The organism is Glycomyces harbinensis, assembly GCF_900101745.1.
Classification (GTDB): Bacteria; Actinomycetota; Actinomycetes; order Mycobacteriales; family Micromonosporaceae; genus Glycomyces; species Glycomyces harbinensis.
In genome coordinates this window covers 45,505-64,101 of the sequence record NZ_FNAD01000009.1, presented here as the reverse complement: position 1 = coordinate 64,101, position 18,597 = coordinate 45,505, and the positions used below count along the sequence as shown (strand labels likewise).

13 protein-coding genes are annotated in these 18,597 nt (G+C 71.5%); 3 read left to right on the top strand and 10 right to left on the bottom strand.

The window, feature by feature from the left end; genetic code table 11:
* Window positions 1-8 precede the first annotated feature (8 nt).
* Window positions 9-2,159, top strand: coding sequence for a (Fe-S)-binding protein (locus tag BLQ63_RS15815; protein WP_091037103.1), 2,151 nt, complete (start codon window positions 9-11; stop codon window positions 2,157-2,159).
* Window positions 2,160-2,360: 201 nt separating this feature from the next.
* Here the strand turns inward: BLQ63_RS15815 and BLQ63_RS15810 are convergent, their stop codons facing one another.
* From BLQ63_RS15810 to BLQ63_RS15780, 6 genes are all read right to left on the bottom strand, one after another.
* Window positions 2,361-2,942 carry a nucleoside deaminase gene (locus BLQ63_RS15810; RefSeq protein WP_245680982.1) on the bottom strand — a complete coding sequence of 194 codons (582 nt, stop codon included), beginning with the start codon at window positions 2,940-2,942 and terminating at the stop codon, window positions 2,361-2,363.
* A gap of 13 nt (window positions 2,943-2,955) precedes the next feature.
* On the bottom strand, window positions 2,956-3,462 hold the full coding sequence (locus BLQ63_RS15805) for a tRNA adenosine deaminase-associated protein (RefSeq protein ID WP_091037097.1): 507 nt from the start codon (window positions 3,460-3,462) through the stop codon (window positions 2,956-2,958).
* 471 nt (window positions 3,463-3,933) lie between these two features.
* Window positions 3,934-5,292: a PrsW family intramembrane metalloprotease gene (locus BLQ63_RS29655; protein ID WP_091037089.1), complete on the bottom strand. Its 1,359-nt coding sequence runs from the start codon at window positions 5,290-5,292 to the stop codon at window positions 3,934-3,936.
* A complete protein-coding gene (locus BLQ63_RS15790) occupies window positions 5,289-5,738 on the bottom strand; it encodes an STAS domain-containing protein (RefSeq protein WP_091037086.1) in 450 nt (149 codons plus the stop codon). Before BLQ63_RS15790 ends, BLQ63_RS29655 begins: the two co-directional genes overlap by 4 nt.
* A 405-nt stretch (window positions 5,739-6,143) precedes the next feature.
* Entirely contained in the window at window positions 6,144-6,698 is a 555-nt protein-coding gene (locus tag BLQ63_RS15785; RefSeq protein WP_091037083.1) for a response regulator, read from the bottom strand.
* Window positions 6,695-11,140: a HAMP domain-containing protein gene (locus tag BLQ63_RS15780; RefSeq protein ID WP_091037080.1), complete on the bottom strand. Its 4,446-nt coding sequence runs from the start codon at window positions 11,138-11,140 to the stop codon at window positions 6,695-6,697. Before BLQ63_RS15780 ends, BLQ63_RS15785 begins: the two co-directional genes overlap by 4 nt.
* Window positions 11,141-11,640: 500 nt before the next feature.
* Here BLQ63_RS15780 and BLQ63_RS15775 point away from each other — a divergent pair, with 500 nt between their 5' ends.
* Window positions 11,641-13,668: a SpoIIE family protein phosphatase gene (locus tag BLQ63_RS15775; RefSeq protein WP_091037077.1), complete on the top strand. Its 2,028-nt coding sequence runs from the start codon at window positions 11,641-11,643 to the stop codon at window positions 13,666-13,668.
* A gap of 169 nt (window positions 13,669-13,837) precedes the next feature.
* On the opposite strand, the gene BLQ63_RS15770 is transcribed toward BLQ63_RS15775, so the two are convergent.
* On the bottom strand, window positions 13,838-14,797 hold the full coding sequence (locus BLQ63_RS15770; RefSeq protein ID WP_143014937.1) for a C40 family peptidase: 960 nt from the start codon (window positions 14,795-14,797) through the stop codon (window positions 13,838-13,840).
* Between the two features lie 372 nt (window positions 14,798-15,169).
* Between BLQ63_RS15770 and BLQ63_RS15765 the strand changes: the two genes are divergently transcribed.
* On the top strand, window positions 15,170-15,757 hold the full coding sequence (locus tag BLQ63_RS15765) for a cysteine dioxygenase (protein WP_091037071.1): 588 nt from the start codon (window positions 15,170-15,172) through the stop codon (window positions 15,755-15,757).
* Between the two features lie 198 nt (window positions 15,758-15,955).
* Here BLQ63_RS15765 and BLQ63_RS15760 read toward each other — a convergent pair whose 3' ends face one another.
* The 3 genes from BLQ63_RS15760 to BLQ63_RS15750 all read right to left on the bottom strand — a co-directional run bounded on the left by BLQ63_RS15760 (window position 15,956) and on the right by BLQ63_RS15750 (window position 18,519).
* On the bottom strand, window positions 15,956-17,404 hold the full coding sequence (locus BLQ63_RS15760; RefSeq protein WP_091037066.1) for an NAD(P)H-hydrate dehydratase: 1,449 nt from the start codon (window positions 17,402-17,404) through the stop codon (window positions 15,956-15,958).
* A gap of 28 nt (window positions 17,405-17,432) precedes the next feature.
* Window positions 17,433-17,804 carry a holo-ACP synthase gene (locus BLQ63_RS15755; RefSeq protein WP_091037063.1) on the bottom strand — a complete coding sequence of 124 codons (372 nt, stop codon included), beginning with the start codon at window positions 17,802-17,804 and terminating at the stop codon, window positions 17,433-17,435.
* Between the two features lie 88 nt (window positions 17,805-17,892).
* Window positions 17,893-18,519 (bottom strand): TetR-like C-terminal domain-containing protein, encoded by a 627-nt coding sequence (locus BLQ63_RS15750; protein WP_091037058.1) that lies wholly within the window; start codon window positions 18,517-18,519, stop codon window positions 17,893-17,895.
* Window positions 18,520-18,597 lie beyond the last annotated feature (78 nt).

Sequence of the window (18,597 nt, the reverse complement as noted above, 5' to 3'; positions counted from 1 at the left end):
AGGTCGCCATGGGAGTCGTCCAAATCGTCACGGCCACGATCGCGTTCGCGTACACCGCGCTCGCCATCGGGCTGTTCGTCCGCGCCGGGCTCGGGATGCTCGAACTCGTCCGGCTCGGCGCGCCCGACCTGACACGCAAGGGCGACCGGGGCGCCCGGGTCAAGACCATGCTCCGGGAATCCCTGGGGCACACCAGGATGCTGCAGTGGACCTGGGTCGGACTCGCGCACTGGGCGGTGTTCTTCGGGTTCTTCCTGCTGTTCCCGGCCCTCGCCCAGTCGTACTTCGAGGTCCTCAACCCCGAATGGGGCCTGCCGATCATCGGGCACTGGGGGCTGTGGCTGCTCGGCTCGGAGATCCTCACCGTGCTCACCGGCGTGGCCATCCTCACGCTCTTCGGCATCCGGATGTTCAGGCAGCCCCGGGCGCACCGGGTCCCGCCGCAGGGCACCGCCTCGGACGCCGGCCAGCGGCGCTCCTCGTCCAGGTTCGAGGGCTCCCGGCAGTGGATGGCCTTCTACATCGAGGCGACGATCTTCACGATCGTCCTCTCCCACATGGCGATCCGGTCGTTCAAGGTCGCACTCGGGGAGATCGGCCAGGAGTGGACCTCGCCGGTCTCGGTCCTCATCGCGAACGCGTGGAGCGGCGTCTCCGACGAGGCCCTGCACACCGCCGTCACGCTGGTCGCGGGCCTCGACATCCTCGTGTCGTGGACGTTCTTCCTCATGCTCGCGCTGATCCCGTCGATGGGCATCGGCTGGCACCGGGTCACCGCGTTCTTCAACCTCTACTTCAAGCGCCACGCCGACGGCGCCGTCTCGCTGGGCGCGGCCAAGCCGATGCTCATCGACGGCGTGCCGGCCGACTTCGAGACCGCCGACCCCGAGACGCAGCCGTTCGGCGTCGCGACCATCGCCGACTTCTCCTGGAAGGGCCTGCTCGACTTCTCCACGTGCACCGAGTGCGGTCGCTGCCAGTCGCAGTGCCCCGCCTGGAACACCGGCAAGCCCTTGTCGCCCAAGAAGCTCGTGACGGACCTGCGCGACCACCTCTACGAGCAGGCGCCGTACCTGAAGGCGGCGGCCCTCGCCAAGGAGCGCGGCGGCGAGGCCGACCCGCACGAGAAGATCAACATCATCGGCTCGGTGATCGACCCCGACGTGCTGTGGGCGTGCACGACCTGCGGTGCGTGCGTGGAGCAGTGCCCGGTCGACATCGAGCACGTCGACCACATCCTGGACCTGCGCCGGAACATGGTGATGATGGAGTCGGACTTCCCCGAGGAGGCGCAGACGATGCTGCGCAACCTCGAGAACAAGGGGAACCCCTGGGGCGAGAACCCGGCCCACCGCCTGAAGTGGGCCGAGCCGCTCGACTTCGAGATGCCGATCGCCGAGTCCGGCGGCGACTGGGAGTACCTGTACTGGGTCGGCTGCGCCGGCGCGTACGACCCCAAGGCGCAGAAGACCTCGCGCGCGGTGGCGACGCTGCTGCACGACGCCGGCGTCAAGTACGCGGTGCTCGGTGAGGCCGAGACCTGCACGGGCGACTCGGCGCGGCGCATCGGGCACGAGTTCATGTACCAGATGCTCGCCGAGCAGAACGTCGAGACGCTGAACGGGGTCGGCGCGGTCAAGATCGTCGCGACCTGCCCGCACTGCCTGAACACCATCGGCAACGAGTACGAGGAGCTCGGCGGCACGTACGAGGTCGTGCACCACACGGAGCTGCTGAACGACCTGGTGAACGCCGGGAAGATCACGCCGGTGGAGCAGCACGAGGGCAAGCTGACCTACCACGACCCGTGCTACCTGGGCCGGCACAACCGGATCTTCACGCCGCCGAGGGAGCTGATCGGCTCGTTCGCGGAGGTCACCGAGATGCCCCGCAACAACGAGAAGTCGTTCTGCTGCGGCGCCGGCGGGGCCCGGATGTGGCTCGAGGAGCCGATCGGCAAGCGCGTCAACCGGGAGCGCGCGGACGAGGCGGTGGCGACGGGGGCGAACACGGTGGCCGTGGGCTGCCCGTTCTGCTCGACGATGCTGCGCGACGGCGTGGCCGACGCGGGCCGCGAGGACGTCGAGGTCATCGACATCGCGCAGCTGCTGGCGAGGACTCAGGAGAAGCGAGCCGAAGCGGCCGCGGCGAGCGACTAGGCCGCAAGACGTGTCGGACCCCCGTGCCACCCTTGGTATCGGGGGTCCTGCATTTGTCCGTTTTGAAGGCTGGCGCCGGGAAACGCCCAAGTGTTAGGCGTTCAAGTACCGGTCGCTGCGCTGCTCGATCGGGATCCGCCCGCTGCACTATCGGTTCGGGCTCCGCCCGCTGTGTTACTGGTTCGGGATCCGCCCGCTGCACTATTGGTTCGGGCTCCGCCCGAAGTAGCCGCGCAGGAGCGCCGCCGATTCGGTTTCGAGTACGCCGCCGTAGACGTCGGGCCGGTGGTTGAGCCTCGGGTCGCGCACCACGTCCCACAGCGAGCCGACCGCGCCGGTCTTGGGTTCCCAAGCGCCGAACACGATTTCACCCACCCGTGCGAGCACGGCCGCCCCCGCGCACATCGTGCACGGCTCCAGCGTCACCACCAGCGTGCAGTCCTCGAGCCGCCATCCGTCCCCGTGGACGGCGGCGGCCTCCCGCAGCGCGAGCACCTCGGCGTGCGCGGTCGGGTCCCCCAGGGCCTCGCGGGCGTTGGCCGCCGCCGCGAGTTCGCGGCCGTCCGGGCCGATCACGACGGCGCCGACCGGCAGGTCGGTGCGCGGCTCGCGGTTCGGTTCCGGTCGGGGCGTACCGGCCGCACCGGCGGCCGGCTCATGGCGTTCGACCTGGCGTGCCGGGTTGCCGGGCCGGGGCGGCTCGCCCGCCGGGAGGCCTGCGGTGCGCGCGACCTCGAGGGCGCGGCGCATCCAGTCTTCGTGGACCTCGCGGCGAGACTGCATGGGGGACGGGCTTCTAGGCGCCGGTGGCGTCTTCCAGGGCTTCGGCGAAGCCGATGGAGCCGGCGACCTCGGAGACCACGTCGGAGGGCATCATGCCCTCCTTGGCGCACAGGGCCAGCAGGGTCGAACCGGGCACGCCCAGGTCGCCCAGGAGGTCCGCTTCACCGACGGGCTCGGCGTCGAGCTCGGTCGGGCGGGCCGAGATCGACTCCTCGTCCTCGGTGTCGATCTCCTCGGTGTCCTCGGGCTCGAGGTCGCCCAGGAGGGCCTCGCCCAGGCGCGACTGCGACGCGTACTCGGCGTCGGAGCCGAAGGTGCGCAGGTCGTCCCCGTTGTCGAGGCGCATCACCGTCAGGTACTCGTCGTCGGCGTCGACGAACAGCAGCGTCAGGTCGGCGTCAGGGAAAGCCTCACGCATGACCTCGGCCGCGTCCTCGACATCGGCAACAGCGTCGAGGTCGACCTCCGCGGCCTCCCAATCGTCGCCCTCGCGGCCCACAGCCACAGCGAAATACGACACGATCCGTCCCCGTCTTCTCAATCAATGGAACCAGCGGCCCGATGGGCAGCCGTTCGATACGAACTACTGAAGGATGTGGCGACCCGCGGTTGATGTAACCACAGGATCCAATCGCCGGTCAGGAAAAGATACAGCTCGCACGAGAGCCCCGCGACCCCAGCGGCCGTCCCTGCGACCGCCGCAACGCCGACCGCGGCCCCGCGGTCACCGTAGCGCGCCAGCGCGGCTGCGGCGACCAGCCCGATCGTACTCGCGGCCAAAGTCACCCAGGCGAAGCCCGCTCCGGTGGGAGGGGTGTCGCCGGTGCTCCTGGCGTAGGCCAGGAGCCACATGAGCGCCCAGACGGCGCTCAGGACCGAGCCGGCGGCGGCGGGGCCGACGCGGACGGGGTGGGGCTCCCTCCAGTGGGGTCGGCCGGTGCGCCGCGGCGGCGCGTCGGGTCCGGTCCAGGAGGTGGGCCCGATGGGTCCCTCATGCATACGTGACAGGGTACGCAGGAGGCGGCGGCAGGGGAAGCGGCATGACGGGCTGGATCGGCGCCTCGACCGGGCGCATCTGGCCGTCGGGGAAGACCACGTGGTAGCGGCGGCCGTCCCACAGCGCCTGGGGCGTGCGGGGATCGCGTCCGATGTACGCGGCGCGGGCGGCGTTCATGCGGTGGGCGCCGTGTTCGGCGGCGCGACCGTCCCAGGTGCCGCCGATGCTCGCGAGGTCGTACTGCTCGGCGACGTCGGAGGCGGCCCGCTGGAAGTCGCGCATGGCGGTCTCGCCGGGCTTCCCGGCGTGGCGGCGGGCCCAGGCGCGGGCGGCGCTGCGGCGGGAGAAGCTGGCGAGGGAGGCGAGTTCGGGCGGGGAGAGCTGCCCGGCGGCGACCATGGGGGCGAGGGCGGTCTGGGTGCGGCGGGCGTCGGCCGAGCGCAGCCACAGGGCCGCGCCGACCATGGTGAAGAACAGGGGCGCGAGGAACGCCGGGTAGAGGGCGAACCAGAGGCCGGGGAGGTCGAGGGCGACGCCGAGGACGGAGGAGCCGTTCCACAGGGCGTGCAGGCCCATGCCGCACAGGAGCATGCCGATGATCCAGGCGGTTTGGCGGCCCTTGCGTCCGGGGCGGCGGGCGGCCTTGCCGAGGCCGATGGCGGTCAGGCCGGTCATGAGCGGGTGGGCGAACATGGTGGCGAGTCCGCGGACGACGACCAGGAGGGTGACCTGGGCGATGCCGGCGGCGTCGTCGAGGGACTGGGCGCCGATGACGTAGGCGCCGGAGGCGTAGAGGACGTTCTCGGCGACGGCGAAGCCGGCCCCGGCGAGTCCGCAGTAGACGATGGCGTCGAGGGTGCCGGTGAGGTGGCGGCGGGCGAACCAGAAGACCATGAGGGGGCCGAGGAGTTTGGCGATTTCCTCGATGACGGGGGCGGAGACGACGGCGGCGAGGTTCTGGTCGAGGTCGTTCCTGTCGAGGAGGTAGGCGGCGTAGGTGTTGACGGCCAGGGAGATCGCGGTGGCGACGCAGGCGCCCCAGCCGAAGCAGAACGCGAGGACGAGCCAGGGGCGGCGCCGGTAGCGGCCGAGCCACAGGAACGTGCCGACGAGGATCGGGGCGGGCAAGAGCGCGGCGATGAGGCCGACTGCGGCGGCCCGGGCGCCGGCGCCTTCGATGATGGCCCAGGCGAGGACGGTGCCGCCGCCCGCGAAGAGCAGGAGGGAGCCGGTGACGATGAGGGGGCGCAGGCGCTTGGCGAGGCCGACCCAGCCGAGGGCGATGCCGGCGGCCGCGAGGAGGCCTGCGGCGCCGAGGGTCAGGACGACGGTGGTGGAGACGGCGTCGGTCATCGGGGGCGCTCCTGGTCGGGGCCTTCCGTCCCGGAGCGCTCGGAGCCGATGGCCTCGGTGCTGTCGACGCCGTACTCTTCGACGTCGCTGAGGCCGAGGGCGGCGTCGTCCTCGGGGTCGGGTGCGGGTTCGCGGATGACGAAGTGCTCGCCGATGCCGGAGACGGCGAGGAGGCGTTTGAGGAAGTCGCCGAGGTTGGCGAGGACGAGCACGGCCCGGGAGCGGGCGGCGGCGCGGGCGAGGATGACGAGGGTGCCCAGGCCGCGGGAGTCGCAGAAGGTCACGCCGCTCATGTCGAGCACGACGCGGACGGGGTCCGCCGCGAGCGCCTCGTCGACGGCGACGGTGAGCCGCGGTGCGGTGTGCAGGTCGATTTCGCCGGTCAGCACCACGATCGTCTCGTTCGCTTCACGGTGGACCGAGATGTCGAGTTTCTGGTGCGCCACGGAACCAACCCTAACCGGTATTCGCGAGCCGCAGGAGTCCAGGCGACAGCACGAACCCGCATCATTGGCGGACCTGCTGTTCGAATCCGCCCCGAACACGCTGTCGTACCCGCATGTCATGGTTTTTGAACCGGGGGCCCAGCGATCCGCGACCCGCTTCGCGCTGCCCGCACACCGATTTGCGGGTTTCATTCGCTTTCCACGCTTGGTCCCGAATTGTCGTACCCCCGTGGCACGATTCTTGAATCGGGGGCCCAGCGATCCGCCGCCCGCTTCGCGCTGCCCGAACCCCAAGAACCCGAAGCAAACTCGCCTTCATGTGGGATCGTGGAACTGTCGTACCCCCATGGCACGGTTATTGAACCGGGGGCCCATCGAAAAACGACCCGCTTCGCGCTGCCCGGATTACGCCGGGCCCGGCTCCAGCAGCGAGAGGATGCGCTCGATCTCGGGGTCGGCGTCGCGCCCGTCCTGCCAGGAGGCGAGGGCGTCGCGGACCTCGTCGAGGCGCCGCGTCAAAAGCCCCTCCCGCTCGCGCAGGTCCTTGGTGCGCTCGGAGGTCTGGCGCAGCGCCTGGCCCTGCGCCCACAGGTCGATGAAGACCTTCACCTTCGTGCGCAGCATCCACGGGTCGAACGGCTTCGTGATGTAGTCGACCGCGCCCACCGAGTACCCGCGCATCGCCAGGTGCGCGTCCCGGTCGGCGGCCGTCAGGAAGATGATCGGCGTGTGGCGGGTCTTCTCGCGCTGCTTGATGTGCCGCGCCGTCTCGAACCCGTCCATGCCCGGCATCTGCGCGTCGAGGAGGATCGCCGCATAGTCCTCCGACAGGAGCCGCTTGAGCGCCTCCTCGCCCGAAGTGACCGCGATGGTGTTGACCGGCAGCCCCTGGAGGATCGCTTCGAGCGCGAGGAGGTTCTCGGATCGGTCGTCAACGAGCAGGACGCGGGCGGTACTCATGCGGTGCCTCCATCAGTCGGTTCGCCATTGTCCCGTCCTGCCGCCCCGTCCGCCTCCGCGGGGCCCGGCCCGTGTGCGTCCCCTCGCGTTCCCTCCTCGGCGTCCCCGCCGATCCACTGCGACATCGTGTCGAGCAGCAGGTCGAGGTCCACCGGCTTGGTCAGGTACGCGCTCGCCCCGGCCTCGACGGACTTCTCCCGCTGCTCGGCGAGGGCCTGCGCGGTCAAGAACACGATCGGCAGCTCCTTGAACTGCGACATGCGCCGGATCACGCGCGTGGTCTCGTTCCCGTCCATGCCCGGCATCATCGAGTCCATCAGCACGATGTCGATGCCCGGGTGCTGCTGCAGCGAGTCGATCCCGTCCGCGCCGTTCTCGGCGTAGTGCACGTCGATCCCGTGCAGCTCCAGGGCCGCGGTCAACGCGAAGACGTTGCGGATGTCGTCGTCCACGATGAGGACCGTCGCCCCCTCCAGGTGCTGGGCCGCGGCCGACGACGAAGGCGTCTCGGGCGCCCCGGTCAGGATGCCCGCGGAAGGCGCGACCGGGGTCAGCGGCAGGTCCGAGCGCACGGGCGCGAAGTCGCCGTCCGCGTCGATCTCCACCGGCACCACGAACGTGAACTTCGAGCCCGCGTCCCCGGTGTGCTCGATGTACACGTCGCCGCCGAGCATGAGCGACAGCGACTTCGAGATCGACAACCCCAGCCCGGTGCCGCCGAACGTGCGCCGCGTCGTGCCGTCGGCCTGCTGGAACGGCTCGAAGATGATCGCCTTCTTCGACTCGGCCACGCCGATCCCGGTGTCGATGACGCTGAACGAGATCCGCTCCGCGGCCGCGTTCAGGTGCGGGGCGTCGAAGCGCAGGTCCGCCGGAACCCGCCGCACCGCCAGCGTGACCGAGCCGACCCGCGTGAACTTCACCGCGTTCGACAGGAGGTTGCGCAGCACCTGCTGGAACTTCTGCCCGTCGGTCTGCATCAACTGCGGCACACCGGTGCCCACGTCCACCGCGAACTCCAGGCCCTTGTCCTCGGCCTGGGGCCGGAACGCGGCCTCGATGTCCCCGAGGATCTCGGCGAGGTCGACCGGGTGCACCGAGACGTCCATGCGCCCCGCCTCGATCTTCGACAGGTCCAGGATGTCGTCGATGAGCGTGAGCAGGTCGGTGCCCGCGTTGTAGATCGTCCGCGCGAACTCGATCTGGCGGTCCGACAGGTTCCCGTCCGAGTTCTCCGACAACAGCCGCGCGAGCAGCAGCAGCGAGTTCAGCGGCGTCCGCAGCTCGTGCGAGACGTTCGCGAGGAACTCCGACTTGTACTTCGAGGCCTGCGCGAGCTGCTCGGCCTTCTCCTCGATGTCCTTGCGGGCGGTCTCGACCTCATCGTTCTTCAGCTCGATCGCGCGGTTCTGCGCCGACAGCAGCTGCGCCTTCTCCTCCAGCTCCACGTTCGTCTCCTGGAGCCGGTTGGACTGCGCCCGCAGCTCCTGCGCCATGCGCTGGGACTCGCGCAGCAGCACCTCGGTGCGCGCGTTGCCCTCGATCGTCGCGAGCGTGACCCCGACGTTCGGCGCCAGCGCGTCCAGGAACCGCTTGTGCAGCCCCGAGTAGGTGTTGAATGAGGCGAACTCGATGACGCCGCGGACCTTGTCGCCGAACTGCACCGGCAGGATGATCAGGTCCGTGGGCGTGGCCTGCCCGAGCCCGGAGGAGATCTCCAGGTAGCCCTCGGGGATGTCGTGCAGGTGGATCGTCCGCTTCGAGGCGGCGGCCTGGCCGACCATGCCCTCGTTGTCCTCGATGACCTTCTTCTCGCCGGGGCTGGGGTGCCCGTAGACGGCGTTGAGGCGGTACGTGACGTGCCCCGAGACGTCCTCGTGGCGGACGTAGAACGTCGAGGTCTGCGCGTCGATCAGCGGCGTGACCTCGTCGAGGACCATCCGCGTGACCTCCTCGACGCCCCGGCGGCCCTGCAGCAGCGAGGAGATGCGCGCGAGGTTGGAGTTGAGCCAGTCCGCGTCGGTGTTCTGGCGGGTCTTGTCGCGCAGCGCGGTGATCATCTGGTTGATCGACTCGGTGAGGTCGGCGATCTCGCCGGCGGCCTCGAAGTCGACCGACTGGGTCAGGTCGCCGCGGGCGACGGCGTGGGCGACGTTCGCTATGGCCCGCAGCTGGAGCGTCAGCGTCGCGGCGAGCGAGTTCACGTTGCGGGTCAGGGCGAGCCAGGTGCCCGAGACGCCGGCGACCTCGGCCTGGCCGCCGAGGTTGCCCTCGACGCCGACCTCGCGGGCCACGCGCGTGACCTCGGTCGCGAAGCTCGACAGCTGGTCGACCATCGTGTTGACCGTGGTCTTCAGCTCCAGGATCTCGCCCTGGGCGTCCACGGTGATCTTCTGGTTCAGGTCGCCCTTGGCGACGGCGGTGGTGACCTTCGCGATGTCGCGGACCTGGCTGGTCAGGTTCGAGGCCATCGAGTTGACGTTGTCGGTGAGGTCCTTCCAGGTGCCCGAGACGCCCGGCACGTTCGCCTGCCCGCCCAGCTGGCCCTCGGTGCCCACTTCGCGGGCGACGCGCGTGACCTCGTCGGCGAAGCTGGAGAGCCGGTCGACCATCGAGTTCAGCGTCGACTTCAGCTCGAGCATCTCGCCTTGAGCATCGACGGTGATCTGCCGGTTCAGGTCGCCGCGGGCGACCGCGGTCGCGACCGAGGAGATGTTCCGCACCTGGCTGGTCAGGTTGGAGGCCATGGAGTTCACATTGTCGGTGAGCGCCTCCCAGATGCCGGAGACGCCCTGGACGTTCGCCTGCCCGCCGAGCTTGCCGTCGGTGCCGACCTCCCGGGCCACACGCGTGACCTCGTCGGCGAACTGCGACAGCTGCGCGACCATCGAGTTCAACGTCGACTTCAGCTCCAGCATCTCGCCCTGGGCGTCCACGGTGATCTGCCGGTTCAGGTCGCCGGCGGCCACGGCGCTGGCGACCGAGGAGATGTTCCGCACCTGCGCGGTGAGGTTCGCGGCCATGAGGTTGACGTTCTCGGTGAGGTCCTTCCACGTGCCCGAGACGCCCGGCACGTCCGCCTGGCCGCCCAGGCGGCCCTGCGAGCCGACTTCGCGCGCGACGCGGGTGACCTCGTCGGCGAAGCGGGAGAGCTGGTCGACCATCGTGTTGACGGTGGTCTTGACCTCCGCGACCTCGCCCTTGGCGTCCACGGTGATCTTCTGGCTGAGGTCGCCGGCGGCGACCGCGGAGGTGACCTTCGCGATGTTGCGGACCTGCTCGGTGAGGTTCGCGGCCAGCTGGTTCACGTTCTGCGTGAGGTCGCGCCAGGTGCCGGAGACGCCGAACACCTGCGCCTGGCCGCCCAGGCGCCCGTCCGTGCCGACCTCGCGCGCGACGCGCGTGACCTCGTCGGCGAAGTTCGACAGCTGGTCGACCATCGTGTTGACGGTGGTCTTGAGTTCGAGGATCTCGCCTTGGGCGGGCACGGCGATCTTCTGGTTCAGGTCGCCGCGGGCGACCGCCCCGGTGACCTTCGCGATGTCGCGGACCTGGTCGGTGAGGCTGGAGGCCATGTCGTTCACCGACTCGGTGAGGTCCTTCCAGGTCCCGGACACGCCCGGCACGTCCGCCTGGCCGCCCAGGCGCCCCTCGGTGCCGACCTCGCGCGCGACGCGCGTGACCTCCCCGGCGAAGACCTGGAGGGTCGAGTTGAGCGAGTTGATGGTGTCGGCGAGTTCGGCGACCTCGCCGGAGGCCTTGACGGTGATCTTCTGGTTCAGGTCGCCCGAGGCGATGGCCTGCGTCACCGTGGAGATCGACCGGACCTGCTCGGTCAGGTTCGAGGCCATGAGGTTCACCGCGTCGGTCAGCGACCGCCAGGTGCCCGAGACGCCCTGCACGTCCGCCTGCCCGCCCAGCTGGCCCTCGGTGCCCACCTCTCGGGCCACGCGCGTGACCTCCCCGGCGAAGGAGCGCAGGAGCCCGACCATCTGGTTCACGGTCTCGCCGAGGCGGCGGAACTCGCCGCGCAGCTGCTTGCCCTCGATCTCCAGGGCGGCCTCCTGCGAGAGGTCGCCCGCGGCGACCGCCTCGAGGACGCGCCCGAGCTCGGTGGTGGGCCTGACCAGGTCTTCGACGAGCCGGTTGACGCTGGCCGCGCCCTCGGACCAGCCGCCGTCGAGGTGCTCGATGACGAGGCGGTGGTTCCAGGACCCCTCCTGCCCGACGGCGCGGGCGATGAGCGCGAGGTCGCGGGTCTGCCGGTCGGCCTGCTCGACCACGGCGTTGAACCGGTCGACGACCTCCCCGGCCAGGCCCTCGCCCCGAGGCAGCCGCACCGAGAAGTCGCCCAGCTCGACGGCGCCCAGCGCATCGGCCAGGCTTCGGAGCAGGTCGGATTCATCGGTCGGGTTCGCTGTACGGGAAACGGTGTCCGTCATGGCGTGGTTCCTCAGCTGCGGAGACAGGCTTGCCTAAAGGTTGTCACACCGGACGGGCAAACGTGAAGGCAGGTTACTCAAGGCATTGCGTTCGATCACTCGACGTGACCGGAAGAAAACTGGTCGAATCCCGCAACCGGCGACCACTGGGGCACGTGTGCACCATGACGGCGTCGCCGCGGGAGAGTGCTCGCAGTGGAGGACCGCGGAGACGCCGCACCCCGACGAAGACCCCCGAGGAGACGGATGACCATGCACAGGAAGCACCGCCTGCGCCTCGCGGCGGCCCCGGCCGCGGCGGCCCGCCGCAGAATCGCCCGAAACTGGGAGTAGCCCGACCCGTTCGGCAAGCGCCGCAACACGATCGCCCCGCCGCGTAAACCACGGCCGCCCCGGCCCGCCCAAGGCCGGGGCGGCCGCTCCCGTCCCGGCCCCCGGGCCAGGTCGCACCCCTCGAACGGGTGCGGCGGGCCCCGGCGGCACGGGCATACACTGGGCCGGTGACGTACCCCGAGAGGGCCGCCCGTCGGCTGCGTCTGCCGGCCGACGACCGCTCCCCCGCAGCCGCACGCGCCGCCGTCCGCGCCGTCCTGGCCGAGGCCGGCCTCAGCGAACTGCTCGACGAGACCCTCCTCCTCACCACCGAGCTGGCCACCAACGGCGTCGTGCACGCCGGCACCGACATCAACCTCACCGTCGCCGCCGACTCGATCGGCGTGCGCGTCACGGTCACCGACTACCGCTCCGGCGGCATCGACCCCCTCGAGGCGGCCATGCCCGAGGTCACCGCCGAAGGCGGCCGCGGCCTCCTCCTGGTCGACCGCTTCGCGTCCTCCTGGGGCACCACCCACGACGCCACCGGCAAGTCCATCTGGTTCCGCATCGATCGCGACCCCGACGCCCCGCCCGCACCCCGCCCCGCGGTCGACGCCGACGCCGACACGGCCCTCCCCGACCTGGCCCAGCTCGCCGCGCTCCTCACCGTCGCCCCCGCCCTCCAGTCCCGGCTGCCGCTCGACCAGCTCGTCACCGAACTCCTCGCCCGCTGCCACGACGCCACCGCCGCCGGCGGCGGCGCCATCGAATACGACGCCGGCGACGGCACCGGGACGCAGATCATCGCCAAGTTCGGCGACGTCGGCAACATCGCCCTCGCCGTCCCCCTGCCCCTCACCGCCCCCGCCACCGGCAAGCTCCTCCTCGCCGGCGACACCCTGCCCTCCTGGCGGCCCCTCGCCGAACTCGTCGCCGAGCGCATCGCCCTGGCCGTCCAGATCGACCGCATGCGCACCGACGAGCAGCGCCGCTCCGGCTGGCTCACCTACCTCGCCGAGGCCGGGGAACTCCTCGCCCACTCCCTCGAAGAGCACCTCACCGTCGCCCTCATCCCGCAGCTCATCGTCCCGCAACTGGGCCGCTGGGCCGCCGTCCACCTCACCGGCGACGCCGGGGAGCTGCGCGCCGCGGCCCTCACCCACGTCGAGGAGTCCGAGATCGAGCACCTGCGCCGCAAACTCGAAAGCGCCGCCCCGCCGCTCGCCGCCTCCCTCGCCACCGACGGGTGGACCGGCATGGAACTGCCCGTCCCGCGCGGCCTCGACGGCATCGCCGTCCCCCTGTCGGCGCGCGGGTCCACCATCGGCGTCCTCACCGTCGGGCGCCACCTCGAACGCAACCACTCCTCCGAGGAGCGCGCGGTCGTCGCCGACCTCGCCAAGCGCTCGGCGCTGGCGCTCGACAACGCCCGCATCCACGCCGAGCGCCAGGCGGTCGCGCATGAACTCCAGGCCGCGCTGATGCCGGGCAGCCTGCCCGACGTCGCAGGGGTGTCGTTCGCGGCCGAGTACCTGCCCGCGACCGCGCGGCGCCTGCCCGGGTCGGGCCCGGGCCCGGTGATCGGCACCGAGGTCGGCGGCGACTTCTACGACGCGACCGAGCTGCCCGACCACCGCCTGTGGGTGGCGATCGGCGACGTGTGCGGCAAGGGCGCCCAGGCCGCGGCCGTCACCGGCGTGGTCAGGGACGTCCTGCGGGTCATGGCCCGCGACGGCCGCCCGCTGCCGCGCGCGCTGGAACTGCTGAACGCGACGCTGCTGGAGCAGCCCGGCGACATGCGCTACGCGACGATCGCCTCGGCCCTGATGGAGCGCGACGCGAACGGGTCGCTGGCCGCGACCCTGTGCTTGTCGGGCCACGAGCGCCCGCTGCTGCTGCGCGCGGGCGGCGAGACCTCCTGGGTCGGCAAGGAGGGCACCGCGGTCGGGCTCTTCCCCGAGGTCAAGGTCAACCCCGTGCAGATCCTGCTCGACCCCGGCGACGCCCTGGTGTTCTTCACCGACGGGGTGACCGAGCGCCGCGACGGCGCCGCCATGTTCGGCCACGACCGCATCGAGCGGGCGGTGCGGGACGCGGCGGGCAAGAGCGCCCGGCAGGTCGCCACGTCGCTCCTAGAGGCCGTGGAGGCGTTCTCGCCGGAGTCCCCGCGCGACGACATCGCGATCCTCGTGGTCCGCTGCGACCCGCACTGACGACTGACCGGACAGGGCCGACCGGACGGGACCGGGCGAAGGCGATCGACCGAGTCCGGCCGGCCCGGCGACGCCGGCTTCGCCGGAGGCACGGCCCGGCGGTTCCCGGATGCGGCCGTGAGGCGACCGAAGGCCCCGCGATCGCTCGCGGGGCCTTCGTGCTGCTGCGTCAGTGCAGGATCGTGGTCGCGCCGTAGTAGACGTTGCCGTGGTCGAGTTCGACGACCTTCACCACGGTGGTCGAGTTGGGGGCGTGCACGATGTACCCGTTGCCGATGTACATGCCCACGTGCGCGAGGCCGTTGTAGAAGACCAGGTCGCCCGGCTGCAGCTCGTCGCGGCTGATGCTCGCGGTCGAGTTGTACTGGGCGGCGGCGTTGTGCGGCAGGCTGATCCCGAGCTGGGCGTAGGCGCCCATGATGAGGCCCGAGCAGTCCCACGAGTTCGGTCCGCCCGCGCCCCACACGTACGGCTCGCCGATCTGGTCGAGGGCGAAGTCGACGACGGTCCACTGGTCGTCGGTCATGTGCGGCAGGTCGTACTCGACGACCTCCTCGCCCGCGGCGGTCTTCCACTCCTCCTCGAGGTCCTCCATGCGCGTGGAGAGCTCCTCGGCGGTCGCGTCGAGTTCGGCCTCCTCGGCTTCCAGGTCCGCTTGGAGGGCCGTGAGGAGTTCGAGCTGGGTCGTGTACTCCTCGGAGGCGTCCTTCAGCTCGTCCATGAGGGCGAAGTTGTAGAGGTTCGCGGAGTTGAGCCGGTCGAGGCGCTCGACGAACGCGTCCGGGGAGCCCGACTCGAGCAGCATCGCCGCGTCGCCGATCCCCTGCTCCACATAGGTCGTGTTGATGTAGTCGGAGAGCTGGTCGCGCAAGGCGTCCAGTTCCACCTCGGCCGTCTCCAGGGACTCCTCGGTCTCGCTGATGAGCGCCTTGTTGTCGTCGACCTGCTCCGCGAGCTGGTTGTACTCCTCGACGGCGGCGGCCAGGTCCTCGTCGGCCGCGTCGATCTCGTCGTTGATCTCGGAGGTGTCGCGCTGCGCCCATGCGGGGGCGGAGCCCACCGAGGCGACCATGAGACCGCCGATGACTGCGGCGGACGTCCACTTGCGTCGAACAGACGACTGCTTCACGAGGAGAGTGCTCCTTCGAATTCCGGGAGGTCGGGGTGCGCACCGCGCTGCGGTTCAGGCACGAGGCCCCTCGACAGAACGCGGTCCGCGACTTCGCCGGGGGGCGAGCGGACCCGGGGCGCCGGGAGGCCGAACATGAGCCTAGCGCGCGGGATTTCGCACCGGTAGACCCCGGACGTGACAAATTCGCAGCGTAGCGAGCATTCCACCGAAGGTGTGTCACTCCTGTGAGTTGCCTGGGAATTGGTAGTATCGCGGCATGACCTTCACGTCGTGTCCCCGTCGCCGCTGTCACCAGCGCTGAGCCGCTCGTCGCCGCTCGGCGCGCCCAGTTCCGACGACCGTTCCGACACACCGAAGGTATGCAGCTCCATGAGCACTGTCACCACGGCCGCGCCGTTCCCGGCCGGGCCCGCACACCCCGTTTCCGCCGGCTCTGCTTCCGGCCGCACCGTTCCCGTTGGCGTCGTTGCCGACAGCGCTGTTGCCAGCAGCGCCGTTCTCGGCGGCGACCGGCTCGAGGCGCTCGCGGGGTTCTACGCCGCGAACCTCACGCTGCGCCCGCGCTTCACCAGGGGCAGCCGGTGGGCCCGCCGGGTCCTGGCCGGGCCCGACCACGAGGCCTGGCTGCTCGCGTGGCTGCCCGGTCAGGGCACCGAACTCCACGACCACGGCGGCGTCGCCCGTCCCGCCGCGGCGGCCGTCGCGGTCGTGTCGGGGAGCCTCACGGAGTACACGGTGCGGCCCGGCGACTTCCCGGGCCTGCGCCGCAGGCCGCTCGCGGCCGGAGAGGTCTCGGCCGTCGACGACCGGACCGTCCACGCCATGCGCAACGATTCCGACGCTCCGGCGGTGAGCCTGCACGTGTACTCGCCCGGCCTGGAGGCCATGCGCACCTACCTGCTCGACGAGACCGGCCTGGCCCCGGCCCGGATCAAACGCGCCGGCGAGGACTGGTAGGCCCGGCCGAGCAACGCCTGCCGGTCGCGCTGCACCCGTTCGGGTGACATTCGCGCCCGCGGCCCCTCGAAGGCCCGATTCCTGTCGGACCCCCGCGGAACGATCGAACGGCGCGACAGTCCTTCCTTTCCCCTCTCGGGAGGGTGGGGGTTTGTGGACGGCCGATTTGCAACGCGCCGAAAGATTCTGCAACGGGCGCTAAGCGCGCGACAGCACCGCGCCCACCGCGCCCGGCAGGGCGCGGGCCACGTCGGAGGCCGTCACGGTCCGGTGGCCGGCCGCCGCGATGCCGCCCGCGCGACCGTGCACGAACGCCGCCGCCACCGCCGCCCGCACCCCGTCCATCCCCGAGGCCAGCAGCGAGGCCATGAACCCCGCCAGCACGTCCCCGGACCCGGCCGTCGCCAACTGCGGGCGACCCGTCGGGTTCGCCCACACCGCGCCGTCGCTCCCGGCGACCACCGTGTGGTGGCCCTTGAGCAGCACCGTGCAGTTGAGCCGCTTCGCCAGCGCCGCCGCGGCCGCGCCGCGGTCCTCGCGCGGCGGCGAGCCGTACAGCCGCTCGTACTCGCGGTCGTGCGGCGTCAGCACCACCGGCGCCTCCCGCCGGCTCAGCACCGACGGATACTCCCCGATGAGCGTCAGCGCGTCCGCGTCCAGGACGACCGGCGCGGGCGAGACGAGCGCGTCGCGCAGCTCGGCGAGCGCGGCCTCGTCGGTCCCGAAGCCGGGACCGGCCAGCCAGGCCTGGACGCGACCGGCCTCCTTCACCGTCGGGGTGCACACGACCTCGGGGTGGCGCCGGCGCACCGCTTCGGCCGCGGCCCCGGCGTAGCGCACGTACCCGGCCGGTCCCGCGAGGGCGCCGGCGGTGGCGAGCACGGCCGCGCCCGGGTAGCGCTCCGAGCCGGCCGCGACGCCCACGACGCCGCGCGTGTACTTGTCGTCGTCGGGCCCGGGCCGGTGCCACCAGCCGACGATGTCGGCCTCGTCGGCGACGCTGACGGCCGGGTGCGGGTCGAGGTAGGGCGCGAGTCCGATGTCGACGAGTTCGAGCCGGCCGGTGAGCAGCGCGGCGCGTCCGAGCACGTGGCAGGGTTTGCGGGCGCCGAAGGCGACGGTGACGTCGGCGGTCACGGCGCTGGCGGGGACGGCGCCGGTGTCGACGTCCACTCCGGAGGGCACGTCGACGGCGACGACGGCCCGCGCGTGGATGCGGCCGAGCTGGTCGAGGGCGCGGCCGGGGAGCCCGGGGCGCCCGCCGATGCCGAGGACGCCGTCCAGGAGCAGGTCGCAGTGGTCGGGCGGCTGGGCGACGAGGCGGCCTCCGGCGCGGGTGAGCGCGGCGGCGGCGAGCGGGTGGACGCGCTCGCCCATGACGGGGACGGCGAAGACGCGGGCGCCGCGGTCGGCGAGGCGGGCCGCGGCGTAGAGGGCGTCGCCGCCGTTGTCGCCGGGTCCGGCCAGGACGATCACGGTCGAACCGTACACGCCCCCTTGGCGTTCGGGGTGCTGCTGGCGCAGGATGCGGGCGCAGGCGGCGGCGAGTCCGGCGGCGGCGCGCTGCATGAGGGCCCCGGGCGGGAGCAGGGACATGAGTCGGGCTTCGGCGCGGCGGATCGCCGCTGCTGACCAGGCACCGTTCATGGCTGTCCCTCTCAGGCCCCGAAGGCCGTCATGCCGTCTCGGCGATCACCACCGCTGTCGCGATACCGCCATCATGCGACAGCGACACGTGCCAGCGGGAGACGCCACGCTGTGCGGCGGCGGCGGCCACCGTTCCGGTGATGGAGAGGGAGGGCCGGCCGTCGGGGAGGGAGAGGACTTCGCAGTCGGCCCAGTGCATGCCGCCGGGCGCGCCGAGTGCTTTGGCGACGGCTTCCTTGGCGGCGAAGCGGGCGGCGAGCGATTCGGTGCGGCGGGCGCGTCCGTCGGGGGCGAGCCGCTCGGCCTCGGTGAAGAGTTTGTCGGCGACATGGGGGGTGCGTTCGAGCACGCGCTCGAAGCGGTCCACTGCCACTACGTCTATGCCCACGGCGACGATCACCCGTCAAGAGTGCCACGGGATCGGGCGTACCGCCCTCTTTCAGGACGGTTCACCGCCGCGGGTGACGATTCGCCCGTCCCCCTTGGGGTCAGGCGGTGTCCGGGGTGAGGCCGACGGCGGGGAGGATCGCCTGGTCCACGATGGCGGCGAGGTAGTCGTCGCCGGGGTCGGCGCCGGTGTCCATCATGCGCTTGGTGACCAGGGCTTCGCCGATGTCGAGCACGACGGGGGTGAGGCGGGCGGCGTCGATGCGGCCGTGCTCGGCGTAGTGGTGCAGCACGGTCTTGGTGAAGGTGCCGCCGCGCCTTGCGAAGACGCGTTCGAAGAGGGCTTCGACGGCGGCGGGGTCGCGGCCGGGGTCGGCGACGATCGCCATGACCGCGCGTCCGGCGGGGCTGAAGGCCCAGTCGGCCATGAGGCGCAGGGAGGCGACGAGGTCGCCGCGGAGGTCGTCGGCGCCGGGGGCGGGCTGCTCGACGGGGTGGAGGGCGGCGAGGGCGTCGAGGAGGAGGTCGACGGGGTCGGCCCAGCGGCGGTAGAGGGTGGAGCGGGCGGTGGCGGCGCGTTTGGCGATGGCGTCCATGGTGAGGCGCCCGGGCCCGGCGGCGGCGGCCTCTTCGACGGCGGCGGTGTAGATCGCGTCGAGCAGCGCCTGGCCGCGGCGGCGGGTGCGGCCCGCGGTCTCGGCTGCGTCAGCGCCTGTCTCTGCGGACATGAACGACCCCCGTTGATTAGCTACAGTCGTGTATCTTAAAGTTTTAGATACAGTCGTGTACCTAAAAATCTGGAGACG